The following is a 16,912-nucleotide window of genomic DNA, read 5'->3' as shown; positions in this document are numbered from 1 at the left end:
GTCACCTCTGTCGGACGGAGAGGTCGAACAGGATGTTCACCCCGTTGAACAACGACTGGCCCTTGGACCGGGAGTACTCGGTGTAGCGGATCGTGACCGGTTCCTCACGGATCCGCCACGACGAGGAGGCCAGCGCCGCCACGATCTCGGAGGCGTGCGCCATCCCGTTCATCGAGATCCGCAGCTCCTCCACGACCGGCCGGGACAGCACCCGCAGGCCGTTGTGCGCGTCGGTCAGCTTCAGCTTGCGGCTGGCCGGCGACAGGGTCGCGACGGTGCGCAGCACGATCCGCTTGAGCAGCGGGATCGGCTCGGTGGAGGCGAGGAACCTCGACCCGAGCACGACGTCGGCCTCGCCGTCGCGGACGATCGCGGCCATCCGCTCGGCGTCGTCGATGTCGTGCTGGCCGTCGGCGTCGAACGTGACGATCCGCTTCGCGCCCTGCCGCAGCGCGTAGTCGATCCCGGTCTGCAGGGACGCGCCCTGGCCGAGGTTGATCGGGTGCCGGACGAGATGCGCCCGGGTGCCCGCGATGCGCTCGGCGGAGGCGTCGCGGCTGCCGTCGTCGACGCACACGACGTTCGGGAACCGGGTGCGGATCTCGGTCACGACGTCGGCGATGACGGTCTCCTCGTTGTACACGGGGACCACCACCCAGGTGCCGGTGTCGGCGACCACGTCCACTCCTTCGTCACGGCCGGACGGCTGTCGTGCGCCGCCCGGGCAGGCTATCGCCCCCGCTCGCGGCGTCCTGGGACGGTGGGGCAACGAACCGGACTCGCGTGACATTTCGTACGGTGGTCCGGTGGACCCCAGGACGCTGCTCGAGCTGATGCTGTCTGATCTGGAAGGCGCGCCGGAACTCTACCGGCCGACGAACTTCTGGCAGACGGGGCTGGAGAAGGTGGTCGCCGACCTGCGTGAGCGCGGTTTCGCCGAGTTCCGCAGGCACCCGAGCGCGACCTTCTTCTACGCGCCGCGGTACGCGCCCGTCTCGCGTCCGGCGGCGGCGCTGTCCCGCGCGTTCGGCATGGCCGGAACGCCCGGCAAGCTGATCTCCGAGCGGATCGACCAGGTCCCGGTGGCGCGGGCGCACCACGCCACCGTACGCGCGCTCGATCCCGCCGACCGGGCCCCGTTCCTGGACGGCTTCTCCGAGTCGACGGTGGGCGCCCCGACCGAGCAGATGGTGTTCGACGGCCGCCGGTTCAGTCGCTCGTCGTTGAACTACCTGCGTGGCCTGGTGATGCTCAAGCGGGCCGCCCCCGATCTGGACGTCTCGACGGTGCTGGAGATCGGCGGTGGGTTCGGCACGCTCGGCGAGATCCTGGTCCCGCGCAACGACGGCATCCGCTACATCGACGTCGACATCCCGCCGGTCGCCGCGGTCGCCACGCACTACCTGCGCGAGGTGCTCGGTGGTTCCCGGGTGCTCGACTACGCGGCGACCCGCGAGCAGGAGAAGATCGTGATCGACGAGATCGCCGAGCCCGCGACGGTGCTCTGCCCGTGGCAGCTGCCGCGGCTGACCGGGACCGTCGACCTGTTCGCCAACTTCATCTCGTTCCAGGAGATGGAGCCCGAGGTGGTGCAGAACTACGCGAACCTCGTCACCGATCTCGGCGCCCGCTGGCTGCTGCTGCGCAACTCGCCGACCGGCAAGCCGAACGTCCGGGAGCCCATGCTGCGGCACCGCTACCTGGAGTTCTTCGACCACTACGAGCTCGTCGACTCCGACGCCGGGCTGTACGGGCAGGACTCCGAGGGCACGGTGTCCGAGGTGATGGTGCTCGCGCGCAAGTGAGGGACGGCCGCCGGTTCCGCCGATCGCGTCCGCGGGGGCCGGTCCGGCACTAGCCTGTGGATCTTCCGAGTTCCCCGGAGGTCCTGGTGGCCCGCCCTGTCCTGATCCTGTTCGTGCTGGTCACGGTGGGTGCGCTGCTCGCCGGGTGCGGTAGCGGCGAGCCGGAGAGCCCCTTCCCGGAGCGTCCGGCCGAGATCGACGTGTCGACTGTCGATCTCTGCCTCGCTCTTACCGCGGAGGAGCAGGCCGAGCTGGGCGTCGAACCGGGGGAGGCCAGTACCGGGGAGCTGTCCAACGGTCCGACCCGCATCTGTGGGTGGAGCAACTACGTCGACGGCTACAACTACGGCGTTCAGACGATCGCCGACGGTGCGGTGGTCGCGGTCGGGGGCGACGACACGACGGTCGACGTCATCGACGGGTACGGGGTGGTCGTGGCGACGGCGCACGGTGCGTCGGCGCCGCTATGCAGCGTCTACGTCGACGTCTCCGACGCCCAGGCGATCCGGGTCCAGGCGCAGGCGACCAAGGACGAGTCGACCGGCATCCCGTCGTTCGAGACGGTGTGTGGCCGGGCCAGGTCCCTCACGTCGACGGCGATCCGGAACCTCGGCGCGGCGGTGCCCTGAACGTTCGCGCGAGTGAACCGGTTCCGCCGGAACCGGTCCCGCCGGCGGTCGAACTTCCTACGGTTCGCCGGCATGGACATCGACGCACGCCTGCCCCGCGGGACCGCCTCGGACAGCCTGATGACGCAGATCGACATCGGCAACGTGCTGCAGGTTCGGGACGCACTTGCCCAGCAGGCCAGAGCCATCCAGCAGGCGCTCGAAGGTGCCGGCAAGCTCACCGACATCCCCCGTTGCGGCGACGACCCGGTGTCGCGGGACGCGCAGAAGATGTTCCAGCGCGAGATCGACCGGATCATCGCCGCCCACAAGGCACACATCGCCGAGCTCGACGAGGCGTGCGCCCGGCTGGGCGAGGCGGCCCGGCAGTACGGACTCACCGACGACGACACGGCGGCGTCGTTCCGTTCGACCGATGTCCCGCAGAACGCCCCCATCCGGTAGCGGCCGTCGCACGGGCCGAACCCGGTCGCGTCCGTCGCCCGGAACGCTGTCGGGGACGCTAGCTACCCTCGGGGACGTGCGCACCCCGGACCCGATCGAGCTCGGCGGCCACCGCGTGGGCCCCGGCGAGAAGCCCTTCGTCATCGCCGAGGTCTCCGGCAACCACAACGGGTCGCTGGACCGCGCCCTGGAGATCGTCGAGGCGATCGCGGGCTCCGGCGCGCAGGCGGTGAAGTTCCAGACCTACCGGGCCGACACCATCACCATCGACGCCGACGGCCCGGCCTTCCGGATCCGCGACGACCACGGCCTGTGGGGCGGCCGGAACCTCTACCAGCTCTACGAGCAGGCGCACACGCCGTGGGAGTGGCACGAGCCGCTGTTCACCCGGGCCCGCGAGCTGGGCCTCGTCCCGTTCTCGTCGCCGTTCGACCCGACGGCGATCGAGCTGCTGGAGTCCCTCCACGCGCCGGCCTACAAGGTCGCCTCCGCCGAGCTCGTCGACCTGCCGCTGATCCGGGCGATGGCCGCCACCGGGAAGCCGCTGGTCGTCTCGACCGGGATGGCGACGCTGGCCGAGATCGACGCCGCGCTGGCCGCCGCCCGGGAGGGCGGGGCGACCGAGATCGTGCTCCTCGCCTGCACGGCCTCGTACCCGGCCGACCCGGCGGACGCGAACCTGCAGACGATCCCCGCGCTGCGCGAGGCGTTCGGCGTGCCGATCGGACTGTCCGACCACACCCCGGGGATCGGCGTCCCGGTCGCCGCCGTCGCACTCGGCGCGGTCGCGATCGAGAAGCACGTGACACTGCAGCGGGCCGACGGCGGCGTCGATTCCGACTTCTCGCTGGAGCCCGCCGAGCTGGCCGCGCTCGTCACCGAGACCGACGTGGCCCGGCGTGCGATGGGCCCCGCCCGGTTCGGGCCGCGGGAGTCCGAGCGGGACACCCTGGCGCTGCGCCGGTCGCTCTACGTCGTCGCCGACGTCACCGCCGGGGACAAGGTGACCGAGGAGAACGTGCGCTCCATCCGGCCCGCAGGCGGACTGCCGACCGACACCATCGGGACGGTCCTGGGGCGGACCTTCACCCGCGACGTCACCCGCGGCACACCGCTCACCTGGGACCTGATCTGATCAGCGACCCTCCGCGAGGAAGGCCCTGACCAGCGCGTTCACCTCGTCCGGGGACTCCCGGTTCGACCAGTGCCCGCGCCCGGGCAGCACCTCGAGCCGGGAACCCGGCACGGCGGCCGCCACCTCCCGGGTACGCGCGACCGGGACCCCGGCGTCCCGGTCGCCCTGCACGAACAGCGCCGGGCACCGGATCTCCCCCAGCCGGGGCCGCAGGTCGACCCGCATCCGCCGGAACCCGATCGAGTCGTTCTGCCAGTCCGAGCTGGTCGCGCCACCCCGGCGGGCCTCGGCCAGGCACTCGTCGATGATCGCGTCGAAGTCGTCCGGGACGCCGGCTCCGAACAGCGCCCTCCGGACGAACCACGCGACGGTCGGCCGGTACCGGAAGGCCAGGTTCGGCAGCGTGCGGTTCAGCAGCGGCAGCTTCGCCGTCAGCCACAGCAGCTGATGGACGACCGGGGGGAACGACAGCGTGCCGGCCGGGGCCAGCGCGACCAGGCGTTCCACCCGCTCGGGATGCTCGATCGCGTAGGCCAGCGTCAGCGCACCACCCTGGGACAGCCCGACGACGGCGGCCCGCTCGACGCCGAGGTCGTCGAGCACGTCGGTGATCGTGCGGAGCAGGACGTCGTGCGTGGCGCGACCGTGCCACGGGCGGCTGCGGCCCTGCTTCGGCCAGTCCGGGGCGATCACCCGGTGGTCGCGGGCGAGGGTCGGGATCATCCGGGCCCAGCTGAGATTCGCGTTGTCCATCCCGGCGCCGGAGAGCAGCAGCACCGGGGGACCGGTGTCGCCGGCCAGGTGGACGTGCAGCCGCCCCTCGGGGCGGTCGATCACGTGTTCGCGAAGGGTGGTCATCGGTCTCCTCCGGCGTCGTGTTGTTGCGCGCGGCCCGCCTCCCAGCGCTCCCAGAGCGCCGGCAGCTCCGCCTCCAGGAACAGGTAGAGCTCGTGCACGTGCGCGAGGCGTTCGCGACGGGCCGCAGGGGCGCCGGTCAGGGCGTCCAACCCGTGTTCGAGCACCGCCCGGAACTCGGTCGCCCGTGCGTACCGGGCGGCCAGCATCCGGCTCCAGCCGTCCGGTGCGATCCGGAACAGCTCGACGCGGTCGCCCCGGCGACGCACCCGCTCGACCAGCCCGCCGGGCGTCAGCATCCGGGTCGCGGTGCTGATCGAGCTGCGGCTCACACCCAGCACGACGGCCAGGTCGGCGGCGGACTGCTCCGGCGGATCGCTGATCAACAACCAGCCGATCACCCGTCCGGTGATCAGCGGCATGCCTTCCCGCTCGAACGACGCGGCCACCTCGTCGACGAAGTCGAGCTCGCGTTCCGTCGGTGTCATGAGATGACCGTACAGTCATTGCAGTAATTACTGCAACGACTGGACGTGCGGGCGTTTCGGCCGGTCGCGCCTGCGGTACCCGGGAGGTATGACGATCACGATGGCCGCCGATCCCGATCGCGCGCCGGATCCCGGGAAGCAGGATCCGGACGAGGAGGTGCCGGCCAAGCCGGACGTGCCGTCGGGCGAGCCCGCCCCCGAGCCGGACGAGCCGGTGCCGACCGGCTGACGGTGCCAGGCTGCTGACGGTGCCGGGCCGCTGGTGCCGGGCCGGGGGCGTCACACGGCTCGGGAGTTCGCCGGGCCAGGGCGGGCGCGGGGCTGCCGGGGGCCGGAGGGATCAGGGGTACCGGTCGGACGACGGGCAGGGCCGTCGGCCTCACCATCGGCGCTGCCGGCCCTGGGACCGTCGGTGCTGCTGGGCGTGGGACCGTCGGTGCTGGCTGTGCTGGCTGTGCTGGCTGTGCTGGCTGTGCTGTCGGCGCTATCGGTGCTCCCGGGGTCGCCACGGCCGTCGTTCGTGCCGTCCTGCCCGTCTTTCCGGCTGTCGCCGCTGTCGCCGCTGTCGCCCCATCCGCGGGCGGCGAGCGCCTCGCCGAGCGCGTCCGCGTGCCGCAACGTGCGCACCATGAACGGCACCGCGAACGCCGTCACCGATCCGCCGGCCCCGCGCGCCTTCGCCGCTGCACGGACCTGCCCGGCGATCCCCGACAGCGTCCCCACCGACTGGATCGTCAGACCGACGAGAAGACCGACGGTCTCCGGGTCGACGCCGAACCGCCGCAGCGGTCCCAGCGCCCGCTGTACCGCGCTGACCAGGTCGTCCACCCGGGTCGTCAGGGTGAACAGGGTCGCCGCGCCGATCGCCGCGACCAGCCGCAGCGAGATCACCGTCGCCCGTTCCGGCCCGAGCAGCCACCACTGGATGCCGCCGACCAGCACCAGCACCAGCAGCAGCGTCCGCAGCAGCGGCCGGATCCGGCGCCACGGGATCCGGGCGACGACGAACCCGAGCGCGACCAGCCCGCACGCCCCGGCGAGCAGCCGCGGATCGGCGACGGCGACGGTGCCCGCCGCGAACACCAGCAGCGCGAGCAGCGACGGCCCGGCGGGCGTCCGGTGCAGCAGGCTGGTGCCGGGCTCGTAGAGGCCGAGCGGGGTCACGCCGCGCAGATCTTCCGGTAGTACGCGACGGCGGGGCCCGGCTCGTCGTCGGCGACCACCCGGCCTTCGTCGAGGACGACGACCCGGTCGAAGTCGTCGAGCAGGTCGAGATCGTGGGTGGCGAGCAGCACCTGCTGACGCAGGCCGGCCAGGCGTTGCGCGAACGCCCGCTTGTTGCGCAGGTCGAGCAGGGTGGTGGGCTCGTCGCACACCAGGACGTCCGGATCCAGCACGAGCACCGAGCACAGCGCGAGCAACTGCTTCTGCCCGCCGGAGAGCTGGTGCGCCGGGTGCTCGACGTGATCGCCCAGGCCGAACCCGGTGAGCACCTCGGCGGCCCGCCGCGCGCGTTCTGCGTGGTTGCGGACGGTGCGGCGCAGGGAGAAGGCGACGTCCTCACCCGCGGTCGGCATGACGATCTGGGAGTCCGGGTCGCTGAACACGAACCCGACCCGACGGCGGACCGCCGAGCCCTGGCGGGCCGGGTCCCGGCCGTCGACCCGGACCGACCCCGCGGTGGGGGTGACGAGCCCGTTGACCGTCCGGGCCAGCGTCGACTTGCCGGAGCCGTTCGCGCCCACCAGCGCGACCCGGCGCTCGGGCAGCGTGAGGTCGACGCCGTCGAGCACGGTCCGCTCGCCGTAGCGGTGCCCGACCCCGCTGAACTCGATCATCGTCTTCCCCTCACCGGACGACCCGCCAGCGGGTCGCGACGCCGAGCCCGCCGCCGGACGACAGCGCCGCCAGACCGGTCTCACCGTGACCCTGCACGACGAGCCGGTGGAACAGCCGTACCACCAGCACCGCGCCGGACGCGCCCCACGGATGGCCGAGCGCGAGCGCGCCGCCGTCCGGGCTGACCGTGCGCTCGTCGAGGCCGCCGGCGTCGAGGCAGGCGAGCACCTGGCCGGCGAACGCCTCGGTGAACTCGACGACGTCCGGTGCGGGACCGGGCAGCGCCCGGACGGCCGGGACCGCGCCGAGACCCAGCAGCGCGGGATCGCAGCCGCGGGTGGCCGCGGCGTCCAGCGCGAGCCCCGGGACGCCGAGCTCCCGGCGCCGTCCCTCGGAGACGACGAGCACGGCGGCGGCGCCGTCGTTCACGCCGCAGGAGTTGGCGGCGGTGGCGGTGCCGTCGGGGGTGAACGCGGGCCGGAACCGGGCGAGGCGCTCCGGGGTGAACCGGTCGCGCGGGCGTTCGTCGGTGCCGACGCCGCCGACCGCGACGATCTCGGCGTCGAACCGGCCGGCCCGCTGGGCGGCGACGGCACGGGCGTGGCTGCGGGCGGCGAAGGCGTCCTGCCGCTCCCGGGAGACGCCGCACCGGGCGGCGACCGCGTCGGCGGCCGGGCCCATGTCCGGGTCCGGCCACCCGGCGGGGGCGAACGGTGCGCGGGTGTAGGCGGTGCCGTCCGGCCGGAGCCGCGCCGGTGCCGTCGACGGGGACTCGGTGCCGCCCGCCAGGTACGCCGAGCCGTCCCCGGCCCGGATCGCGGTGGCCGCGGTGACGATCGCGGCGAGCCCACTCGCGCACTGCCGGTCGAGGGTCATCCCGGGGACGTGGTCGCCGAGCCCGGCGCGCAGGGCCGCGACCCGCGCGGGATTGCCGCCGGGGCCGAAGACGTTGCCGAGCAGCACGTCGTCGACCGGGGTGCCGGTCCTGGCCGGGGTGTCGAGGGACGTCGCGAGCGCGGCGAGGACCGGGGCGGCCAGTTCGTCGACGGTGAACGCACGCAGCGCGCCGCCCGCGGTGCCGATCGGGGTCCGCCGGGCGGCGATCACGACCGGGGTGAGATCGCCGGTCACGGCCGGCCACCGGACGGTTCGGGGAACGGCCGCGTGCCGAGGGTGCCGTCGCGCAGGGCGTCGTCGATCACCGACCGGGCGGGCTTGCCGGAGCCGAGCCGCGGGAGCGCCGGGACGAGCAGCCAGCGGCGCGGGCGTTTCGCCGGGGACAGCGCCGTCCGGACCGCGGCCCGCAGTGCCCGGCGGGACGGCGCGACGCCGTCGGTGGCCTCGACGACCGCGGTGACCAGCGTCCCCAGCGAGGGGTGCGGGGTGCCCGCGACCACGACGTCGGCGACCCCCGGGACGTCCCGCAGCACCTGCTCGATCTCCTCGACCGCGACCAGGGTGCCGCCGGAGGTGATCGTCGTGGCGGCCCGGCCGTGCACGGTGAGCGCGCCGTCGGTGCCGAGATCGGCGCGGTCGCCGACGGTGCTCGGGCCGGGGCCGATCGGCTGCAGGACGCCGTCGCGCAGCCGGCCGAGAACGGTCTGCGGGCTGTCCACCCAGAGGACGCCGTCGCGCACCGCGAGCCGGACTCCGGGGACCGCGCGGAGCTGTCCGGCGTCGCGGCGGAGCGCGATCAGCGAGTGCTCGGCCGAGCCGTAGTACTCGATCAGGACGGTGCCGGGGAGCAGCCGCGCACAGCGCTCACGCAGGGCCGGTGCGACGTGCGCGCCGCCGCAGACGATCACCGCCGGCGCGGGCCGGTCCGGGTGCCGGTCCCGGTCGTCGAGCAGCGTGGGCAGCAGCGCCGGGACCAGGTGCACGGATCCGCCGGCGGGGAGATCCGCGGGATCGAACCGGTCGGTGGTGACGAGCCGGAGACCGTGGTGCAGGGCGTGCAGCGCGCCGAACAGGTAGAGCGTCGACGACGGCGGGCCCGGGACGAGCACCGGGCCCGGCAGCGGTCCGAGGACGTCGAAGCCGAGCAGCCACGAGTCGCGGGTGCGGGCGAGGACGGTGGGCGGTCCGGTACTGCCGGAGGTGGTGGGGAGGAGGAACGGGTCCGTGCCGTCCGGCTGGTCGCGCGGGCCGGTCGGCCGGTGCTGCCCGGGTTCGGGCCGGGCGGGGGTTCCGGTGCCGGTGCTGGTTTCGGTGCTGGTGCTGGTGCCTGAGCCGGTTCCGGCGGTGCTGACGTCGAGCACCCTGCTGGGTTCGGTGTCGGCGAGTACGGCTGCGCGCTCCCGGTCCGACCAGCCCGGATCGGCCACCAGGGCTGCGGCGCCGGCCCGGTCGACGGCGAGCAGGTGGGGCAGGACGGACCACCGGACGCGTGCCGGTGCGTCGATCACGACACGGTCGCCGGGGCCGATGCCGTGGGCGCGGAGGTGCTCGGCAGCGACGGCCGTCGCCACGGCCAGGCCGGGTGGGAGCAGGTCGGGTGGGACGATCGAGGTGGGGCCGGTGCCGGGTGGGGGCACCGTCGCCGTCGGTCGCTGCGGCTCGGTCGTTCTCGTCTGTTCGGTCCCTGAGGATGCGCCTGCCGGGCCCGCCGCCTGCGCCGGCCGGTCGGTCGTCGTGGAATCCGCTCGGGCCGTGCGACCGGGACCTGTCGTCACCGGACCCGCGGCCCGCGGGCCGGCGTCGGGAGGAGATCGGGCAGGGCCCGGTGCACCAGCGTGGCGATGACGGCGGCGAGGACGACCTTGATCAGGTCGCCGGGCACGAAGACCAGCGACTGGACGAAACCGGACCACAGGTCCCCGACCACCAGCCCGAGCACCGGCATCCCGATCAGGTAGTCGGCGAGCAGCCCGGCGAGGCAGGCGACCAGCAACACCGGCAACGTCCGGGTCCGGGCCCGCTGCACGATCAGGCCGGTGACCAGCGCGGACAGCAGCCACCCGATGAGGAAGCCCGCGCTGGGCCCGACGAACGGGGCCAGCCCGCCCCGGCCGCCGGACAGCAGCGGCAGGCCGATCGCGGTCAGTGCGAGGAGCAGCGCCACCGACGCGGTGCCGAGCTTCCAGCCGAGGATCGCACCGGCGAGGATCGGGCCCACGTTCTGCAGGACGATCGGGACTCCGGCGACACCCCCGAAACCGGGGAAGAGGCCGAGCACTGCGATGAAGGCGGCGAACACCACGACCCGCGCGAGATCGGCGGCAGGCAGCGTGGAGCGGGATCCGGACACGCGCGAAGGTTAGGTCACGCAGACGTGTCCCCGGCACCTCTGCGGGCGGCATCACCGCGCCACGATCGTGCCACGCACCTCTCGACACCCCGACGCACCCGGCCCGGTGGCCGCGTGTGCTCCGTGATCGGCATCCGTGGGGGCCGCGGGGCCGGCGGAGCGACACCTCCCGCTCCGGATGGCCGGCGGTACCGGTCCGGTTGCCGGTCAGAACGGCGGCTCCGCGACGTCCTCGGCGAACCGGTCCCGCGCATCCGCACCCTCCCCGCGGGCCCAGGGGCTCGGCCCGCGCGCCGGGCCCGTCTCGGCCCGCACCGGCCCCACCGGTGAGGGCTGCGCCTCGTAGGTGTGCCCGGACGGCGTCGTCCAGACCAGCGTGCCGTTCGGCCGCATCTCGACGTGCCAGCCCGGCATGTGCTTGAGCCGATGATGGGAACGGCAGAGCGGGGCGGTGTTGCCCGCGGAGGTCGGCCCGGTCGCCCGCACCGGATCGAACGGGACGACATGGTCGATGTCGCACCGGTGGGCCGGCGTCCGGCATCCGGGGTGGGCACAGCAGCCGTGCCGCGACCGCACCAGCCTGGCCAGATCGGCTGGTGGCCGGTAGCGCTGCGTGCCGTGGTCGAGCACCTTGCCGGTGACCGGATCGGTCACCAGCCGGTCCCACACGGAGGCCGGGTCGAAGGCCAGGGCCCGGGCGTCCTCCGCGGGGATCGGGCCGAAGCCCGCCAGCTCGGCCGGCTCGTCCCCGGCGCCGGTGAGGGTGTCGAGCGGGACGGTGACATGGATGTTCACGCGCACGGTGTTCCGCACGAACGGGCTGCCGCCCGCGGGTGCGGACGCCAGGCCCGGGACCTCGGTCGGCTCCGCGCTCGCGGCGCCGGTGGCGAGCGCGGTTCCGGCGCTCACCCGGCCGGTGTCGCGCAGCACGAGGTCCACCAGTGCGTCGGCCCGCCGGGCGTCCATGCCACGCGGATCGGCGCTGCCGCAGCCGCGGGCGTGCTGGTCGACCACGGCGAGGATGCCGGTCGCCGCGGCGGCGGGCAGGAACGCCCGCAGCGTGGCCATGCCGTCGGCCTCGGCCTGGACCCGTACCCCGCGGTCGAGGGTCCGGCGCTCGCGGCGCCGGGCCCGGGCACCGTCCGGCAGACCGGTCAGGAACCGGCGGATCGCTGCACGCAGCTGACCGGTGGTCTGGCCCGGAGCCTTCGGCAGGACGCGGGTGAGGAGCCGCTCGGTCTGCTCCGGTGTCAGGTCTGTGGTGGCTTCCACCAGAAGCAGGACCTTGGACCGGGACAGCAGGCCGGCCCGCGCCAGCTCGGCGACCGGTGCGAGCTCGGCGGCGGACAGGCCCCTGGCCTCGTCGACCCGGTACCACGCGGATCCGGTGGTGAGGCGCAGCATGAGCCGCAGCTCCGCGACGATCGACTGCAGCGCATCGGGGACCGTGTCGAACAACCCCAGCGGTGGGTCGGTGGCGGGATCGTGCTCGGCGATGTGCCGGGCCATCGTGGACTCGGCGCCCTCGACGAGTGCGGCGATCTCGCAGCTCTGCAGCGCCTGCAGGCTGTTGATCACTCGCTCGAAGGCGCCGATGCGCTCCAGCCGCTCGGCCGGGGGATCACCGGGATCGGGTGGTCGCTCCAGAACCGCCACCACCGCGGAACCGGGCGGCATCTCGGACCAGCGGGTGGCGGTGATCGGGGCAGTTGATGCGCTGGTGGTGGTGCCTGTGTCGAACATATGGTCGAGTCTGCCGTGGACCCCTGACAGTTTCGGGTGGTCGACGGACGGGCGCGGCATGATTCACCTGGATGGAGCACTCCGAGAGCGTGGAGGTGCGGCGCCGGGCAGGTCGGGCGCGGGACAGGTGCGGTGCCGGACGGTGTGGCCGGATCGGGCCCGTGTGCGGAGGCGGGCGGCGAGCACCGGACGCTCCCGCACCCGGCCGGTGTCACCCCCTGTCCGGTGCGGCACCCACCGAGCCAGTCAGAGGATGCGGCGCAGCGTCCGGAACCCCTCGCTGTCCGGCCCGGTGCCGTCGTCGACGTACCCGGCCCGCGCGAACAGCCTGGCCGAGGCCGCATTCTCCCGGTGCACCACCGCGATCAACGGCGTCCCGGAGCCGGTCCGCTCCCGCAGCGCGTCCTCACCGGCCCGCAGCAGCGCCGCGGCCAGCCCACCCCCGCGGCGTTCCGGTGCGACGGTGATCGACACCTCCCAGCCGCGGCAGTCCCGGTCCCAGCGGACGGTGCCGACGGGGCCCGTGGTGTCGGACACGACGAGCAGGTACCGGTCCTCGCGGTCCAGCGAGCTGGCGAGCCAGCGCCGGTGGGTGTCCAGGTCGATCTCGTCGGCGGAGCGCGAGTTCCGGCGGGTGTCCGGGTCGTTGCGCCAGGCCAGGAGGAGCTCGGCGTCGGCGAGCGTCGCGGGGCGTGTGTGCAGCGCGGCGGTCGTGTCCTCGACGCGCGGGTCCTGCCCGGCCCGGGCAGGGGACGTCCGGGCCAGGGACGCCGATCCCCGCGCACCCCCCACCCGCCGGACGGCGTCGGTGATCGCGTCCACGATCCGCCCCGCCCCTGCCCCGTCCACGACGGTCCTGGCCCGCCGGGCGAGCGCATCCCGGGCGCCCGGATCGGTGAGCAGCCCGCGCAGCACCGCCCCCGCCTGTTCCGGCGCGGCGAGCTCACCGATCCCGCCGAGCCCCGCGGCGGCCCCGGCCGCGACGACCGTCCGGTACCCGTCGGTCTGGTTGTCCGCGGCGAGGACCAGCGCCATCGGGACGCCGACGCAGCACAGCTCCCACACGGTCGTCCCGGCCGCGCTGACCACCAGGTCCGCGCCCGCCATCGCGGCCGGGAGATCGGCCAGCGGGGCGACCGCGCGGAAGCGCGCCGGGCCGCCCGCGGGCAGCTCCGGCGACCGCCCCGGCGGCACGACGACGTCGACCTCGGCGGGCGCACCGGCCGCGTCCAGCGCGGCGACGACCCGGGGCAGCAGGCCCGCCGCGTCCGTCCCGCCCATCACGACCAGCACCCGCGGCGGCTCACCGGCCGGGTGTCCGGCGTCCCGTTCCCGCCGCGCCCGCCGGGCGGCCGCCCGCAGCGGGGCGTAGGCGGGACCGCGGAGCAGGAGCGGGCTGCCGTCGTCCGGCCGCGGGTGCTCGTCGGCGCCCAGATTCGGATCGACGACGACGTCACCCGGCCGCCGTCCGGTGGCGAAGTCCTCCACGGTGGACAGCACGGTCCCGGCCGCGTTCAGCGGATCGCGCAGGTCGTCGCCCAGCAGGTAGTGGTCGACGTGCACGGCGTCGATCCGGTGCCCGCGGGCGAGCCCGGCCAGCGACCCGGCGTCGTCGGCGGGAGGCAGCACCGTCCGGGGCGGCCCGGTGACCAGCCCGGCCCACAGCCAGTCCAGCCCGTCGAGCCGGCCGGACCAGAGCACCTCGTGCCCGGCCGCGTCGGCGGCCTCGGCGACCGCCGCGCACCGTACGGCGTGCCCGACGCCGGTCGACGGTCCGGCGTCGCAGCGCAGCAGCAGGCGCACCCGATCAGCCCTCCGCGAGGGACTTCTGGCGGACGTGCGCGTTGCGCTCCACCAGGTCCGGCCGCGACCGCAGCACCGACACCACCGACCGCCAGCCGGTGCGCCCGTCGAGAGCCTCGACCAGGCCCTGCAGGGCGTGCAGGTCGTCGGGGGTGTCCAGGGTCACCCGCAGGTCGTCCGCGGCAGGTGCGACGACGACGCCGAGACACCGGAACCGGCCCGGGTCGCCGTAGAGGCCCGAGGTCACGTGCACCCGGTCGTACCCGGTGGCGCCGGCGTCCAGCGCGCGCAGCGCCGGCACGGTCGCGAGCTCGACGTCCAGGCCCCGCGGCAGCGTCCGGACCAGCGTGGTCGCCACGTAGTCGTGCTCCGGCGCCGACCGCCAGGTCGCGGCGACCAGGCCGACCAGGTCGGGATCGAGCAGCGGGCAGTCGGCGGTGAGCCGCACCACGGCGTCGCACGGGTGCTCGTCGGCGGCCTGCACGAACCGGGACAGCACGTCGTCCTCGGAACCGCGCACCACCCCGACGCCGAGCGCCGCGGCGTGCTCGGCGACGGCGTCGTCACCGGCGGCCGTGGACGTCGCGACCAGCACGTCGTCGATGCCGTGTGCGGCCCGGGCGGCGTCGACGACCCGGTCCAGCACCGGACGCCCGCCGAGCTCCCGCAGGACCTTGCCGGGGAGCCGGGTCGAACCCGTCCTGGCCTGAACGACCGCGTTGATCCGCACCTGCTGCCTTTCGTCCGGGTACCCGCGTGCCATCATGCCGGGCGGGAGAAATCCGCGGATCTGGAGGCGTGATGTCGGTTCTCAAGGGCTCGTCGGTCCTGGTCACGGGCGGGACGGGGTCCTTCGGCAAGGCGTTCGTGCGCACGCTGCTGGACCACTACGACCCGCGCCGGCTGGTCATCCTGTCCCGGGACGAGCTGAAGCAGTACGAGTGCCGGTCGCTGTTCGGCAACGACCCGCGGCTGCGCTGGTTCCTCGGTGACGTCCGGGACCGGGACCGGCTCAAGCGCGCCATGCACGGCGTCGACCACGTGGTGCACGCCGCCGCGCTGAAGCAGGTCGACACCGCCGAGTACAACCCGTTCGAGTTCATCCGGACCAACGTCGAGGGCTCGCAGAACGTCGTCGAGGCCGCGATCGACTCCGGGGTGAAGAGGGTCGTCGCGCTGTCCACGGACAAGGCGTCGTCGCCGATCAACCTCTACGGCGCGACGAAGCTGTGCGCCGACCGGCTGTTCGTGAGCGCGAACCACTACGCGGCCGCCTACGAGACGCGGTTCGCCGTCGTCCGGTACGGCAACGTGCTGGGCTCGCGCGGCTCGGTCGTCCCGCTGTTCAAGCGGCTCGCCGCCGAGGGCGCCTCGCTGCCGATCACCGACAAGCGGATGACCCGGTTCTGGATCACGCTGCCGGACGCCGTGAAGTTCGTCATCGACTCCTTCGACCGGATGCAGGGCGGCGAGCTCTACGTGCCGCGGATCCCGTCGATGCGGATGACCGACCTGGCCGAGGCCATCGCGCCCGGCGCGGCGACCCACGAGATCGGGATCCGGCCCGGCGAGAAGCTGCACGAGGAGATGATCGCCGCCGACGACTCGCGGCGGACGCTGCGGCTCGACGACCGCTACGTCGTCGAGCCCTACATCGCCGGCTGGGGCTACACCTCCCCGGCCGACGGCGAGCCGGTGCCGGACGGGCAGGCGTACCGCAGCGACACCAACGACCTGTGGCTGTCCCCGCAGCAGCTGCGCGAGATGGTCGAGGCGCTCGACTAGATGCTTCCCTACGGACGCCAGTCGATCTCGGCCGAGGACGTCGAGGCGGTCACCGCCGTCCTCGGCACCGACTGGCTGACCACCGGTCCCGCGGTCACCCGGTTCGAGGACGACCTGTCCGCGCACGTCGGCGGCAACCCGGCGGTCGCGGTCACCTCCGGCACCGCGGCACTGCACGTCGCCTACGCCGCGGCCGGTGTCGGGCCGGGCCAGGACGTCGTCGTGGCGCCGCTGACGTTCGTCGCGACGGCGAGCGCCGCAGCGCTGCTCGGCGCGAACGTGGTGTTCGCCGACGTCAGCCCGGACACCGGCAATCTCGACCCGGACGCCGCGAAGGCCGCGCTCACCCCGAACACCACCGTCGTGTCCGGTGTGGACTACGCCGGGCACCCGATCGACGCGGAGCCGCTGCGCGAGATCGCGCACGGCGCCGGGGCGCTGCTGCTGGAGGACGCCGCGCACTCGATCGGCGGCACCTGGCACGGCCGGCCGGTCGGTGACCTCGCCGACCTGACGACGCTGAGCTTCTTCCCGACCAAGAACCTCACCACCGCCGAGGGCGGCGCCGTCGTGTCGCCGCGGGACGATCTCGTCGCGGCGGCCCGCTCGTTCCGCAACCACGGCCTGGTGCGGGACAGGGCCGCCCAGCGGTTCCCGGACGAGGGGCCGTGGCACCAGGAGGTGCACGCGTTCGGGCTGAACTACCGGCTGCCCGACCTGCTCGCCGCGCTCGGCTCGTCGCAGCTGACCCGGCTGGCCGCGTTCACCGCCCGGCGCGCCGAGATCCACGCCCGGTACGACGCGGCCCTGGCCGACGTCGCCGAGGTGCGCACCCCGTCCCGGCGCGACGGCGCCGACCCGGCCTGGCACCTCTACCCGCTGCGGGTGCTCGACGGTCGCCGCCGCGAGCTGTTCGACCACCTGCGCGGCAACGGCATCGGCGTGCAGGTCAACTACGTCCCGGCGTACTGGCACCCGGTCTTCGCCGATCTCGGCTATCGCCGCGGCCTCTGCCCGAACGCCGAGGAGTACTACGCGCAGCAGATCTCGCTGCCGCTGTTCCCGGACCTGGCCGACGCCGACGTCGACCGGGTCGCCCAGCTGGTGCGGGAGTTCTTCGGGCACCGGGAATGAGCACG

18 protein-coding genes are annotated in these 16,912 nt (G+C 74.2%); 7 read left to right on the top strand and 11 right to left on the bottom strand.

Going from position 1 to position 16,912, the window contains the following annotated elements; all coding sequences use genetic code 11:
* Window position 1 precedes the first annotated feature (1 nt).
* On the bottom strand, window positions 2-679 hold the full coding sequence (locus ACVJO7_RS07570) for a glycosyltransferase family 2 protein (RefSeq protein ID WP_344024185.1): 678 nt from the start codon (window positions 677-679) through the stop codon (window positions 2-4).
* A gap of 127 nt (window positions 680-806) precedes the next feature.
* On the opposite strand from ACVJO7_RS07570, the gene ACVJO7_RS07565 reads away from it, so the two are divergent.
* From ACVJO7_RS07565 to pseI, 4 genes are all read left to right on the top strand, one after another.
* Entirely contained in the window at window positions 807-1,805 is a 999-nt protein-coding gene (locus ACVJO7_RS07565) for a putative sugar O-methyltransferase (protein ID WP_491672272.1), read from the top strand.
* An 86-nt stretch (window positions 1,806-1,891) separates the two neighbouring features.
* The gene (locus ACVJO7_RS07560; RefSeq protein ID WP_491672271.1) at window positions 1,892-2,434 is read left to right on the top strand and encodes a DUF3558 family protein; all 543 of its coding nucleotides are present in this window, start codon (window positions 1,892-1,894) and stop codon (window positions 2,432-2,434) included.
* A gap of 72 nt (window positions 2,435-2,506) precedes the next feature.
* A complete protein-coding gene (locus ACVJO7_RS07555) occupies window positions 2,507-2,878 on the top strand; it encodes a PE domain-containing protein (protein WP_491672270.1) in 372 nt (123 codons plus the stop codon).
* Window positions 2,879-2,954: 76 nt separating this feature from the next.
* Window positions 2,955-4,013 (top strand): pseudaminic acid synthase, encoded by a 1,059-nt coding sequence (pseI, locus tag ACVJO7_RS07550; RefSeq protein ID WP_491672269.1) that lies wholly within the window; start codon window positions 2,955-2,957, stop codon window positions 4,011-4,013.
* Here pseI and ACVJO7_RS07545 read toward each other — a convergent pair whose 3' ends face one another.
* Entirely contained in the window at window positions 4,014-4,871 is an 858-nt protein-coding gene (locus tag ACVJO7_RS07545; protein ID WP_491672268.1) for an alpha/beta fold hydrolase, read from the bottom strand.
* The gene (locus tag ACVJO7_RS07540) at window positions 4,868-5,356 is read right to left on the bottom strand and encodes a GbsR/MarR family transcriptional regulator (protein WP_491672267.1); all 489 of its coding nucleotides are present in this window, start codon (window positions 5,354-5,356) and stop codon (window positions 4,868-4,870) included. The genes ACVJO7_RS07545 and ACVJO7_RS07540 overlap by 4 nt, the downstream gene beginning before the upstream one ends.
* Window positions 5,357-5,444: 88 nt before the next feature.
* Here ACVJO7_RS07540 and ACVJO7_RS07535 point away from each other — a divergent pair, with 88 nt between their 5' ends.
* Complete coding sequence (locus tag ACVJO7_RS07535; protein ID WP_344024201.1) at window positions 5,445-5,585, top strand: hypothetical protein; 141 nt, start codon at window positions 5,445-5,447, stop codon at window positions 5,583-5,585.
* 50 nt (window positions 5,586-5,635) lie between these two features.
* Here ACVJO7_RS07535 and ACVJO7_RS07530 read toward each other — a convergent pair whose 3' ends face one another.
* The 8 genes from ACVJO7_RS07530 to ACVJO7_RS07495 form a co-directional block, all read right to left on the bottom strand.
* Complete coding sequence (locus ACVJO7_RS07530; RefSeq protein WP_491672266.1) at window positions 5,636-6,520, bottom strand: energy-coupling factor transporter transmembrane component T family protein; 885 nt, start codon at window positions 6,518-6,520, stop codon at window positions 5,636-5,638.
* A complete protein-coding gene (locus ACVJO7_RS07525; protein WP_344024205.1) occupies window positions 6,517-7,194 on the bottom strand; it encodes an energy-coupling factor ABC transporter ATP-binding protein in 678 nt (225 codons plus the stop codon). The genes ACVJO7_RS07530 and ACVJO7_RS07525 overlap by 4 nt, the downstream gene beginning before the upstream one ends.
* 10 nt (window positions 7,195-7,204) lie before the next feature.
* Window positions 7,205-8,326 (bottom strand): thiolase family protein, encoded by a 1,122-nt coding sequence (locus ACVJO7_RS07520; RefSeq protein WP_491672265.1) that lies wholly within the window; start codon window positions 8,324-8,326, stop codon window positions 7,205-7,207.
* Complete coding sequence (locus ACVJO7_RS07515) at window positions 8,323-9,729, bottom strand: class I adenylate-forming enzyme family protein (RefSeq protein ID WP_491672264.1); 1,407 nt, start codon at window positions 9,727-9,729, stop codon at window positions 8,323-8,325. Before ACVJO7_RS07515 ends, ACVJO7_RS07520 begins: the two co-directional genes overlap by 4 nt.
* A 134-nt stretch (window positions 9,730-9,863) precedes the next feature.
* On the bottom strand, window positions 9,864-10,442 hold the full coding sequence (locus tag ACVJO7_RS07510) for a biotin transporter BioY (RefSeq protein WP_491672263.1): 579 nt from the start codon (window positions 10,440-10,442) through the stop codon (window positions 9,864-9,866).
* Between the two features lie 207 nt (window positions 10,443-10,649).
* Window positions 10,650-12,185, bottom strand: a complete 1,536-nt coding sequence (locus tag ACVJO7_RS07505; protein WP_491672262.1) for an HNH endonuclease signature motif containing protein — start codon at window positions 12,183-12,185, stop codon at window positions 10,650-10,652.
* A 246-nt stretch (window positions 12,186-12,431) separates the two neighbouring features.
* Window positions 12,432-13,988, bottom strand: a complete 1,557-nt coding sequence (locus tag ACVJO7_RS07500) for a GNAT family N-acetyltransferase (RefSeq protein ID WP_491672261.1) — start codon at window positions 13,986-13,988, stop codon at window positions 12,432-12,434.
* A gap of 4 nt (window positions 13,989-13,992) precedes the next feature.
* A complete protein-coding gene (locus ACVJO7_RS07495; RefSeq protein WP_491672260.1) occupies window positions 13,993-14,754 on the bottom strand; it encodes a cytidylyltransferase domain-containing protein in 762 nt (253 codons plus the stop codon).
* A gap of 35 nt (window positions 14,755-14,789) precedes the next feature.
* Between ACVJO7_RS07495 and pseB the strand changes: the two genes are divergently transcribed.
* Together pseB and ACVJO7_RS07485 are read left to right on the top strand one after the other, a co-directional pair.
* The gene (gene pseB / locus ACVJO7_RS07490; protein WP_491672259.1) at window positions 14,790-15,773 is read left to right on the top strand and encodes a UDP-N-acetylglucosamine 4,6-dehydratase (inverting); all 984 of its coding nucleotides are present in this window, start codon (window positions 14,790-14,792) and stop codon (window positions 15,771-15,773) included.
* Window positions 15,774-16,907: a DegT/DnrJ/EryC1/StrS family aminotransferase gene (locus ACVJO7_RS07485; RefSeq protein WP_491672258.1), complete on the top strand. Its 1,134-nt coding sequence runs from the start codon at window positions 15,774-15,776 to the stop codon at window positions 16,905-16,907. It abuts the gene before it with no gap.
* Window positions 16,908-16,912 lie beyond the last annotated feature (5 nt).

It is taken from the genome of Pseudonocardia sp. DxW, from assembly GCF_058448985.1.
The sequence above is the reverse complement of the archived record's forward strand: the minus strand, read 5'-3'. Positions and strand labels throughout refer to the sequence as shown.